General features: G+C 69.9%; 3 protein-coding genes. 2 read left to right on the forward strand and 1 reads right to left on the reverse strand.

Annotation, left to right across the window (positions count from 1 at the left end; genetic code table 11):
- Nucleotides 1–10: 10 nt before the first annotated feature.
- Entirely contained in the window at nt 11–10,882 is a 10,872-nt protein-coding gene (locus ABZ793_RS25080) for an amino acid adenylation domain-containing protein (RefSeq protein ID WP_357461608.1), read from the reverse strand.
- 330 nt (nt 10,883–11,212) lie between these two features.
- On the opposite strand from ABZ793_RS25080, the gene ABZ793_RS25085 reads away from it, so the two are divergent.
- Both ABZ793_RS25085 and ABZ793_RS25090 read left to right on the forward strand, forming a co-directional pair.
- The gene (locus ABZ793_RS25085; protein ID WP_357461611.1) at nt 11,213–11,554 is read left to right on the forward strand and encodes a metalloregulator ArsR/SmtB family transcription factor; all 342 of its coding nucleotides are present in this window, start codon (nt 11,213–11,215) and stop codon (nt 11,552–11,554) included.
- Between the two features lie 3 nt (nt 11,555–11,557).
- Complete coding sequence (locus ABZ793_RS25090) at nt 11,558–12,043, forward strand: SRPBCC domain-containing protein (RefSeq protein WP_357461614.1); 486 nt, start codon at nt 11,558–11,560, stop codon at nt 12,041–12,043.
- The last annotated feature ends 98 nt before the right edge of the window (nt 12,044–12,141 follow it).

Below are 12,141 nucleotides of genomic sequence, written 5' to 3' on the forward strand. Positions count from 1 at the left end.
CGTCGTTCCGTCATCGGGGTCCGTGTCCGATCTCGCCCTGCGGAGCCGCCGCCACCCGATCGAGCACCGAGAGGAAGTTCGCCGCCCAGCCCTCGACCGTCGACTCGTCGAACAGGTCCGTGGAGTACTCGAACGCCGCCTCGACGCCGTGCTCTGTCGGCATGAGTACGACGTACAGCTCGGTCCGCGCCACGCCTGTCACGGCGAGGCTCTCCACGGCGGCCGAGACACCGGGAAGCGTGAGGTCCGGCGGTGGGGCCGTGACGACCGCGAACAGCACCTGCGGTGTCGGTACGTCGGCTCCGACGGCGTCCGCCACCTGGCCGAGCGCGAGCGCGTGGTGATCGAGCGCGACGAACGTCCGCTCGGTGACCGCATGGACGAGCTCGTCGAAACGCAGCCCGTCGGAGAGAGTCACCCTGACCAGCAGCGCCTCCCCGACCGGCCCGACCACGTCGGTGTGCTCCGGGCGGACGCGGCTCGCGCTGGACACCGGCACCACGATGTCCCGCTGCCCACACAGTTCCGCCATCCACACCGCGAACGCCGCCGTGAGGACGGCAGCCGGGGTGGCGGCGATCTGCGCCGCGGTCGCCTGAAGGAGCCGGACGGTCTGCGCGGGGACCTCGAGGCGGTGCAGCGCCCCTCGGCCGGAGAGCCTGCCGGGATGGCGCCGATCGTAGGGCAGGTCGAAGCGCAGCCGTGCTCCAGCCAGTTCCGCACGCCAGAACGAGAGCAGCGCATCACGACGCTCCGCCTCGAGCTGCGCCACCCGCCACCGCGCGTAGTCCGGATACCCGACCACGGTCGGCATGCCGGTGGTAGTGCCGTTCACCTCGTCGGCGTAGAGCGTCGACAGGTCCCGCCAGATGACACCCATCGACCATCCGTCGCAGATCATGTGGTGCAGCACCAGCACCAGCACCCATCGCTGCTCGCCGAGCCGGCCCAGCTGAGCCCGCCACAGCGGCGCCTCATCGGGCGCGATGACCGCATTCGCCGCCGCTTCGCACCAGCACTCCACGCCGTCCGGCTCGGTTGGCAGGTCGGTGACCGACAGCCGCACTGGCAGCTTGGCGAGGACTTCCTGGACCAGTCGGTCATCCTGGGGGAGAAGACGGGTCCGTAGCGCGGCGTGCCGGCGTACGAGCGAATCGAGGGCGCGCTCCAGCGCGAGTTCGTCGAGGTCACCCTCCAGCCGAATCCGGTGCGCCACGTTGTAGACGGCCGGACGCGGGTTGGCATGATGCATCCGCCACGCCCGCTGCTGGATGCTCGTCGTCGGGGCGGTGTCCGACACGGTGGCGGCGTGGATGCGCCTCGCCATGTCCCGGATGGTGGGTGCCTGGAACACGTCAGCCACCCGCAACTCGACATCGAGCGCGCCCCGTACCCGATTGACGAGTTCGACCGCCGTGAGCGAGTGCCCGCCGAGCGAGAAGAATGAGGCGTCGACCGGGACGCTCCCCAACCCCAGCTGCTCCGACCACAGCGCGTGCAGTCTCCGCTCCAGATCTGAGGCCGGTTCGGTGCCACGCCGGTGGCTCCAGTCCGGCTCGGGCAGCCGGCTGCGGTCGAGCTTGCCGCTGGCGTTGACCGGCAGTTCCTCGACCCGCACCCACTCGGTCGGAATCAGGTAGCTGGGCAGGCTGGTCGCCAACTGTTCGGCGACGCGGTCGATGTCGGCCGCGGCGTCGGCGAGCACGACGTACCCGACGAGACAGGTCTCCCCGCGGTAGTCCTGGCCGGCCAGCACCGCGGCGTCTCGCACCTCGTCCAGCGCGTAGAGCGCCCGCTCCGCTTCCTCCGGCTCCACCCGGTAGCCGCGGATCTTTACCTGGTTGTCGAGGCGGCCGAGGTACTGCAGGGTGCCGTCGGGTAGCCATCGCGCCAGGTCGCGAGTCCGGTAGAGCCGCCTCGTGGGTTCAGCCGGATCGAGGATGAACGCGTTGGTGGTCTCCTCTGGTCGGCCCACGTACCCGCGGCCCAGGCAGGCTCCCCCCAGGTGGATTTCGCCCACGACCCCGACCGGCACCGGCAACCGTCGCTCGTCCAGCAGCCGGACGACGACGTTGTCGATCGGGCGGCCGATGGGAGGCTTCTCGCCAGCGTCCGGGTCGACGCGGTGGGTGATGGTGATGATGGATGCCTCGGTGGGCCCGTACTCGTTGTAGAGCGCGCAGTCGGGATGCGAGGCGAGGAAGCGGCGCAGAGCCGGCGTCAGGATCAGCTCCTCGCCGGCCGACACGACCTCGCGTAGTGACGGCATCGCCGGTTCGGTGTCCATCAGGTACCTGAGCGGGGTGAACGGCATGAACAACCGCTCCACCCCGTGACGTCTGATCGCCGCGACCACCGCCTGGGGTTCGTAGCGCGCCTCGTCGGGGATCAACACGAGCGCGGCACCGGATGCCAACGTCGTGAAGATCTCCTGGACGCTCACGTCGAAGCCCACCGAGGTCCACTGCAGGGTGCGTAACGTCGGCCGGTGCCGCAGGTACCAGCCGACCAGGTTTGCCGGGCCCCGGTGCGGCACGGCGACACCTTTGGGGTGGCCGGTCGAGCCCGACGTGTAGATGCAGTACGCCAGGCTGTCGGGGCCGCCGGCCCGTGGCGGAGCACTGTCCGCCCTCGGGTCCGCTCCCTGCGGGGCGAGCATCTCCATCCCGAGGCGAGCGGCGAGTTTTTCCTCGTCCGTCACGAGGAGAACGGCGCCGCTGTCGCGGGCCATGAAGGTCAGCCGGGACTCCGGGACGCCGCCGTCCAGCGGCAGGTAGGCGGCACCGGCCTTGTGCACCCCGAGCAGCGCGACGATGAGATCCACGCCGCGCGGCAGGCACACCGCGACGACGTCGTCCGGCCGTACGCCTCGGTCGCGCAGCCGCCACGCGATCGCGTTGGCGCACCGATCCAGCTCGCGGTACGTCAGTCGGGTCTCCCCGGCAACGAGCGCGACTGCGTCCGGGGTTCGTGCGACCTGCCGCTCAACCAGCTCGTGCAGGCAGGCCGCCGGGTCGTCGTGGCGATCGCCGCCCCATCGGCCCATCGCAGTCCGATCCGATTCGACTGGTGCCGTCAACGCTGACAACGCCAGATCCTGCCCCGCAACCGCCCGCCTGAGCACTGCCTCGAGGTAGGCGAGAACCCGTCGCACCGACGTCTCGTCGAACAGGTCGGTGTTGTATTCGACGACGCACTGCACCCGGTCGGGATGATGCGTCAGGTAGAGGGTCATGTCGAGTGGTGCCCGGTCACTGGGCACGTCGAGCAGCGTGGCATCGACCCGCGGCGGGTCGAAGTCGACGGTGGCTGCGCTCTCGTACTCGACCAGGACCTGGAACACCGGGTTGCGGCTCGGATCCCGCTCCGGGTTGACCGCCCCGACCAGCTCGTCGAACCCGACTCCCGCATGGTCGAACGCCTCTGTGCTGGCGTCCCGGACTCGCTGCACGACGGCGCCGAGGGTCGGGTCACCGGACAGGTCGATGCGCAGCGGTACCGAGTCGATGAACAGACCGATCAGGTCCTCCGTGCCGGCGGGCCGGTTGGTGAGGACGGTGCCGAGCACGACGTCGTCCTGGCGGCTGAGTCTCCCGAGCACGGTGGCGATCCCGCCGAGCAGGGTCATGAACGGCGTGACCCGGTGCTCCTGGCTGATCCGACGTACGGCCGCAGCGACGTCGGCGTCTAGGTCGTGCACGAGTGCGGCGCCCCGCGCCGTCATCACCGGCGGTCGGGGCCGGTCCGTGGACAGGCGCAGCGGTGGCGCCCCGGCGAGAGCAGATCGCCAGTAGTCCAGGTGCCGCCGCTTCTCCTCGCCGGTGACGAGGCGCGCACGTACGTGGTCCGGATAGCTGATCGGTAGTGGGGCGAGCGGCGGTGGCTGGGTCGGCCCCGACCGGTAGAAGGCGGCGAGATCCCGGACGAACACCGCGGTGGAGAACGAATCGAAGACGAGATGGTGTGCGTAGAGCATCAGCACGTGCTCAGCCTCGCCCAGCCGGATCAAGCTGATCCGCAGCAGCGGTCCCGTGGTCAGGTCGAACCCCCGGGCGCCGAACTCGACCACTGCGTCTCGGATCGCCTGGTCGTCCGGAACGCCCGACCGGTCGACCAGCGGGCAGTCCATGTCGACGGAGGGCCGGACCACCTGCTGCGGCTCGCCATCGACCTCGCGGAACACCGTACGCAGCGGTGCGTGGCGCTCCACCACCTTGCGCAACGCCCACCGCAGTGCGGTGACGTCGAGTGCGCCGTCCAGCCGGATCGCCTTCGGCTCGTGGTAGCTCGTGCGCGCCGGGTACATCTGCTCCAGGAACCACATTCCCCGCTGCGCCGCTGCCAGCGGCGCATGCTGTGTGACCTGCCGCGGGTCGCGTCCCGGGTCCTGCTGCCGCACGCGTGCCTGGTCGACGAGCCGCAGGCTTCGCAGCATCTGCTTCGTTGACACACCGAAGTCGACGAAACACGCGATCTCATCGACGCCCATCTCGGCGAGACGGTCGATGATCGGGGCGCAACTGTCGGGTGTGCCGATCAACGCCCGGTCCTCGCAGTACCGTCCGTAGGCCTGATCGAGCAGGAAGTCGACGTCACTGTCGGGAGTGGTTTCGTCGATGGTGATGCCAAGGCTGCTGGTGACGCCGCCGAGGAGCGACAGCGACGACCGCAGGTAGTCGCAGAACGGCGGGAACGCCTCGGCGCGGGTGCGTTCGAGGTCGTCACCCAGGTACGTGTGGACCAGGACGACCACCCGGCCACCATCCGGATCGAGCCCGTGCTCGCTTCTGGTACGGCGATAGAGCGAGATGTTCTCGGCCAACTGGTCGATGGACTGGGTCATCAGATTCGTCACCACGCCGAGATCGGCGGCGGCGACCGACCGGTACGAGTCCGGGTTGGCCACGACGGCGACGAAGAACGGCGGCATCGTCTGCAGCGGTCGTGGGAAGATCCGGACGTCGATCCGTTCACCGTTGCCGGAGGTGGCGGGCAGCGGTTCACCTGACCACAGCGTGCGGACGGTCGTCAGGTGCTCGTACATGAGCTGTCGATGGCTGCCGAACGCGTCCGGGCTGAGCGCGAAATCGTTCGGGTGCCAACCGCTGGCCACGCACAACCCGACGCGGCCGCCGGAGAGGTTGTCGACCACCGACCACTCCTCGGCCACCCGGATCGGGTTGTGCAGCGGCAGCACCACGGAGCCCGCGTTGATCCTGATCCGGGACGTCTCGCGGGCCACCGCGGCGGCCAGCACGACCGGGTTGGGGAACAGCCCGCCGAACGAGTGGAAGTGCCGCTCCGGAAACCACACACCGTGAAAGCCGTGCTGATCGCCGAACCGCGCGGCTTCCATGATCGCGGCGTACTTGTCCTGCTGGTCCTGGTCCGGGTAGTCACCGAAGAAGTACAGGCTGAAATCGCACGTGCTGGTCCGCGCCGGTCGCGCCGGCGGCGCGGGTCGAGGCCGCGGCGGCGGCGTGGGCACGGGTTCGGTGACCTGCGTCGTCCTGCCCGGCGTACTCGCGGCGGCCGCGGCGACGGCGACGGCTGCGGCAGGCGGGGCGGGCACCTGGGGTCCGGGTTGAACTGGCGGCATCGGCGAGCCGCCCGGTGATCCGGGCCTTCCGCCCAACACGGCCAGTTGCTCGCGCATCACGGAGGTGACCTGCTCGACGAGCTGTTCGGTAAGTCGGAGCTGCTGGGCGATGACGTCGGCGACCTCCGCAGACGGCGCGGCGCTCGCCTCGGGCGGCGCATCGGCCCCGGATGCGGTCGGTGCGGGCCCTTCGTCAGCCGCCACCGGATCGGTCGGCGTCTCCGTCGGGTCATCCTCGGCGCCCATTCGGTCGGCGATCAACGCGGACAGGCGCTCGGGGTTGTCCGCGATCGTGAACAACTCCCGGGCAGCGAGTTCGATCCCGAACGACTGCCGCACCTCCTGCACGACGCGCAGCATGGACAGCGAGTCGGCACCGAGCTCGAGGAACGCCCGCTCCGGCCGGACCTCGGCCAAGGCGGCGCCCAGTTGCCGGGCAGTCAGGTCACGGACGGTCGCCAGCACCTCTGCGCGCCGCGCTGCCGCAGCGGCCGGCACGGCAGCCGGTTCGCAGGCCCGCGCTTCGCCACCCGCGGTAACCGGTTCCTGGGAACTGGTGGGGCCGTCGGCGTCGATCCAGTAGCGCTTGCGCCGGAACGGGTAGCCGGGCAGGGGTATCCGCCTTCCACCCCTGGCTACCTCCGCCCAGTCCACCGGATCGCCGTGGCGGTACAGCTCTGCGACGGCGTGTTCGACCGCCAGGACCGGGTGTGTGCCTCGCCGTTGCGTCGCCACCCAGACAGTGGTGGGGTTGGCGCGTCGCCCCACCCCGCTCAGCACCGCGTCCGGGCCGATCTCGAGGAACCGGTGACAACCCTGCGCCACGAGGGTGCTCACCGCGTCGGCGAACAGCACCGGCCGCCGGATCTGCCCGGCGAGGTAGTCGGTCGGCATCACCGTGCCCGACGTCAGCAACCTCCCGGTCAGGGTGCTGACCATCGGCGTGCTCAGCGGTGACATCCGCACGGTCGCCGCCCGCGCCGCGAAGGCGTCGACGATCGGATCCAGAAGCCTGCTGTGGAAGGCCCGGTCGACCAGCATCTTCTGCCACCCGATGGCGTGTCGGTCGAGCCACGCGGTCGCCTGCTCGACGGCGGCTTCCGGCCCGGCCAGGACGTACTCCTCGGAGCCGTTGACGGCGGCCACCTCGACGTGGATGTCGGCGAGCATCGGGGCGATGGCGGCGCGGTCGGCCAGCACTGCGATCATCGAGCCCGGGGGAGTGCCCTGCTGCATCAGCCTGCCGCGCGACGCCGTCAGCCGGATCCCGTCGGCGAGCGACATGCCCCCCGCGACACAGAGCGCCGCGTACTCGCCGACGCTGTGCCCCACCACGAGGTCCGGCTCCAACCCGAAGGCGCGCCAGAGCTCGACCAGGGCGACCTGGAACGCAAAGAGTGCGGGCTGCGCCGTGTCGGTGGGCCAGAGTCGCTGATCGTGGCGTCCGCACAGCAGCGCGAGCAGGCTGTCGTCGTTCTCCGCGGTGTACAGCCGCTCGCACTCGTCGAGCACCCGCCGGAAGGCCGGGAATGCCTGGTAGAGCCCGTCGGCCATGCCGGGGCTCGCGCTGCCCTGGCCGGTGAAGGCGAATGCCAACGGGCCGGGCCCGCCGGCCGGGACCTCGCCGGCCAGCGCTTCGTCGAGCGCATCGGCCAGTTCGGTGGCGCTGCCGCCGACGACAGCTAGCCGATACCGGCGGTGGGCTCGGCCGAGCGCGGCGGTGGAGACCACGTCGGCGCCCGGCAGGGCCGGATGATCACGCAGATGATCGCGCATCCGGCTGGTCAGCTCGGTGAGCGCCTCCGGGTCGGCCGCGGAGAGCGGCAGGACGCGGAGTGTGCCCGGCGTCGTGTCCCGCTCGAATGCCGGTGGCGGCTCTTCCAGAATGACGTGCGCGTTGGTGCCGCCGACGCCGAGCGCGCTGACCCCGGCGCGGCGGGGCGCCCCATCGGTCGACCAGGGCCGCAGTTCGGTGCCGAGCACGAATGGACTGCCGCCGAGGTCGAGTTCCGGGTTCGGTCTCCGCAGGTTCACCAGCGGTGGGAGCGTGCGATGAGACAGCATCAGGACCGTCTTGATCAGGCCCGCCATGCCGGCGCAGCTGTCCAGATGACCGATATTGGGCTTGACGGAGCCGACGGTGCAGAATCCGACCTTGTCCGTCCGGTCGCGTAACGCCCTGGCCGCCGCGCGAAGCTCCACCGGATCACCGAGCGGCGTCCCCGTGCCGTGGGCCTCCAGATAGGAGACGGTCTCGGCCGGGATGTTCGCCTGGTCGAGCGCCCGCTTGATCACGTCCACCTGCCCCGCCACGCTGGGCGCCGTGAAGCCGACCTTGCCCGTCCCGTCGTTGTTCACCGCCGATCCGAGGATCACCGCGTGGATCGTGTCGTCGTCCTCCACGGCCCGGTCCAGCCGTTTGAGCAGTACGGCTGCCACTCCGTTGCCACCCACCGTGCCGTCGGCGTCGGCGTCGAACGCGCGACACTGTCCGGTCGGGGAGAGGATCGATCCGGGGTAGTGGCGGTATCCGTTGGTTTGCGGGACGTGGACTGCGGCGGCACCGGCCAGGACGAGATCGGCATCGCCGCTGCGCAGCGCCTGACAGGCCAGGTGCACGGCGACCAGCGAGGTGGAACATGCGGTCTGCACGCCGATGGCGGGGCCGGTCAGGCCCAGTCGGTAGGCGACCCGGGCCGCCAGGAAATCCGGTTGGGTGCCGATGGCCTTCTGCATCGTGGTTATCGGGTCGTCCTGACCGGCCATCAGGTTGTTGAGCAGGTAGTTCTGGTGCGTGTAGAGGTTCATGCCGCTACCGGCGAAGACTCCGATGCGTTGGCCGGCCGTCGCGCCGGCGTACCCGCCGTGCTCCAGGGCGTGGTAGCAGCACTCGAGGAACAGCCGGTGCGCGGGATCGGTCAGCTCGGACTCCGCCCCGCTCATGCCGAAGAAATCGGCGTCGAAGGCGTCGATGTCGGCGAGCGCGCCGGTGACCGGAACGAAGTCGGCGTGGGCACGGTCGGCGGCGGATACACCGGCCGCCGTCAGCTCCTCCGCGCCGAATCGCCGGACGCTCACCACGCCCCCCGTCAGGTTCGTCCAGAAGCGGTCCAGAGTGTCGGCGCCGGGAAACCGCGCGGCCATACCGATGATGGCGATCCGCTGGTCGGGGACAGTCACGGCGCGCGGTTGCCGTACGGGTGGCGGGGCGAGCGAGCCGAGGTGGCTGGCGAGCGCGGCGATGGACGGGTGCTCGAACATCGCCAGCTTGCTGAACTCCATGCCGAGTTCGCCCTGCAACCGGGCGTGCAGCCGAACCATCGTCACGGAGTCGATGCCCACCTCGTAGAACCGCGCGTTGTCGTCGACGTCGGTCTTGAGCACGGCGTGGAACACAGCCCGTACCGCGCCGCGTAATCCGGCGGACGTGGCGACAGCGCTGGCGGTGGTGGGACGAGCGTCGAACTCACCGTCGAGAAGCCGCCGACGAAGTGCCGAGCGCTGGACCTTGCCACTGGCCGTTTTCGGGAACGCGGCGCGTGGCACCGGCACCACCCGCGCGGTCAACCGCAGCCGGACGAAAAGCGTCTGCTGGATGGCCCGGACCGTGCCGGCCGGTTCGGCGCGGTCGGTGCCGAAGAACACCACCAGTGTCTCGGAGCCACTCGTCGGATGCGGCACGCCGCAGGCCGCGACAAGCCCTGGGACGACGTCAGGTACGCCAGCGACGGCGCACTCTATGTCGTGGGCGTAACACGTCTGTCCGTTGAGAATGATCCGGTCGCCTTCACGGCCGGTGATAACGACCTGGCCGTCCTTGCCGAACGCCAGGTCCCCGGTGTTCAGCCAGACCTCGTGCTCGGATTCGCCCGTGACGAACGCGGCTCGGTCGGCGTCGGAGTTGCCGAAGTATCCCGTCGTGACCCGGGCCGAGCTGACCTGCAGCCGCCCGATGCGCCCTTCCGGCAGCACGACGTTGTGGTCGTCGACCACGCGAAGCGTCGCTCCCGGTGCCGGCGACCCGACCGCCACGAACGTGACGTGGCCGTCCACCTCGGCCGCTTCGTCTGTCCACGTCAGCTCGCCGGCGAGGCTCGACGTGTGGATCCGGTGCACGTTAGCGCCCAGGCCCCCGTGCGCGAAGCTGATGCCGGTGACCGTCTCGGTCATTCCCCATGCGGGAACGAAGACCTCCGGCCGGATGCCAAAGAGCGCGGTGGCGCGGAGAAACTCCGCCATGACCGGGACAGTGATCTGCTCGCCGCCGCTTACCAGGGTGACGATCGAGGACAGGTCCCAGTGCCCGTCCGTACGTCCCGAGAGAGCCTCGTTGACCAGTTGGTACCCGAAGTTCGGCGACCAGGCGTGGTTGACCTTGTGTTCGACGATCAGGTCCAGCCAGCGCACCGGGTCGGCGAGGACCAGATCGGTGGGCGCGTGCACGTTGGTGCACCCCACGAAGACCTCGAGCAGGTGATAAAGGAGGAACGACGCGCTGTGGTCAAGTGGGAGCCAGTTCAGCGTGACATCCCCGGGGCGGATCGGCAGCAGCGTCGGGGTCCCCGCAGCGAACTCCACCAGGCCTCGCTGCGTGAGCTGGATGAGCTTGGGGCTCCCCGTGCTCCCGGAGGACATCATCAGCATCGCGACATCGTCCGGATCCGGGTGATGCACGTCCACGGCGGGCGGATGCTCGGCGTACGCCCCGACATCGAGGAGCCGAAGCCCGTCGGGCAGGCCGTCGCGGTCATCTGCGGTGCAGAGGACGAGCGGCTCACCGAGCAGCCGCGCCGCGCGGCACAACCGGTCAACTCCCTCGGCGACTGCGGCAGGATCGGATGGGCAAGCGATCAGGAGCGGACGGATGCCGCCGAGGGCGCAGGCCCAGAAGGTACTGACGAAGTCCAGCGGCTGACCGCTGTACAGGACGACGTGGTCACCGGCTCGCAACCCTTGGTCGCGCAGCGCGCTGAGGATTCGACGGGCCCGGTGCAGCAGCACCGGGTATGGGAGAGACTCAGACCGTCCCGGCTCGGAGACGACGACTACACCGGCGTCAGGGAAGTGCTCCGCGGCGCGCAGAAGCGCCTCAGGCAGACACCGTGGATAGTCATCCGCCAGCTCCAACGGTGGGCCGCTGTAGAGGGCCGGTCGGTCCACGCTCTCCCCAATCGCGTCGTGTTCGCGGCTTGCCTGGCTGCGCCAGCAGAGCCCCGCCGCCGCCCGGTGGAGCGTACGCGCGTTGAGCAACCTCGATGGCAAGTCGCGCGCACGCCGATTCACGAACGAGCGCGACCCGCGCCGTACGGAAACTTGATCACGGCACCCGCCATCGGCGGGTCGCGGCCGAGTCGGTGGGGAGTGGACGGCGACCGGCGCGGTCGTCGCCGTCGCCGGCAGTGCGCTGGTCGACCCGGGTCGGATCGCTGGCCCGACCCACCGCGGGGCTGCTGCTCAACAATGCGTGCGCCCCGAACGCGGTGGCGATCACGGCCACCGCGGAGTCCGGGCTCTACCTCCTCCTCGCCGGACGACGCGAGGCTCCGATCGGCGCGATGGTGGCAGTGGGTCACGCCTTGACAATATGAAACCGATCGGTTGTATATTCGACCCGTGACCGAGGAGAGCGACGACCGGGCGGACGCCTTGTTCCACGCGCTCGCTGACCGCACCCGGCGCGACATCCTGCGCCGCGTGCTGACCGGAGAGCACTCCGTCTCCGCGCTCGCGGCGAAGTACGACATGAGCTTCGCTGCGGTGCAGAAGCACGTCGCCGTGCTGGAGAAGGCTGGTCTGCTGACCAAGCGACGCAGTGGTCGCGAGCAGCTGGCCAGCGGTGACGTGGAAGCGGTGCGGTCGGTGGCGTCCATGCTCACCGAGCTCGAACAGGTTTGGCGTGGCCGCATCGCCCGCATCGACGTGCTCATCGCATCGGACCGTGATCAGGAGGACTGAACCATGCCCGTGACCGACGTCCAGCACGACCTTGACAACCTGACCCTGACCATCACCGCGGAATTCGCCGCGCCGGTGGAGCGGATCTGGCAGGTCTACGCCGACCCCCGCCAACTGGAGAAGGTGTGGGGACCGCCGACCTACCCGGCGACGGTGGTCGACCACGACCTCACGCCTGGCGGTCGCGTGACCTACTACATGACCGGCCCGGAGGGCGACAAGCACGCCGGATACTGGCTGGTCACCGCCGTGGACGAGCCGAGGGGCTTCTCCTTCGACGACGGCTTCGCCGACCTGGACTTCAACCCGAGGCCGGAACTGCCGGTCTCCAAGAACGCCTACACCTTCACCGAGCACAACGGCGGCACCCGCGCGACCTACGTGGGCAGGTACGCCTCCGCCGAGGCACTGCAGCAGGTGCTGGACATGGGCGTCGTGGAAGGCGCCACCTCGGCGATCAACCAGATTGACGGCCTGGTCACCTCCTGATCGTCGTGGGACCGGGGCCGCCATGGCCCCGGTCCCACGACGACGCGCGATCGCGCCGAGCTGAACCGCGACAGCACCGCCGACACGGTGAGCAGGAC

It is taken from the genome of Micromonospora sp. NPDC047465 (assembly GCF_040643125.1).
Lineage (GTDB): Bacteria > Actinomycetota > Actinomycetes > Mycobacteriales > Micromonosporaceae > Micromonospora.

Coding starts and splice junctions, on each gene's coding strand:
- ABZ793_RS25090 (WP_357461614.1), top strand. CDS start 11,558: ATGCCCGTGACCGACGTCCAGCACGACCTTGACAACCTGACCCTGACC.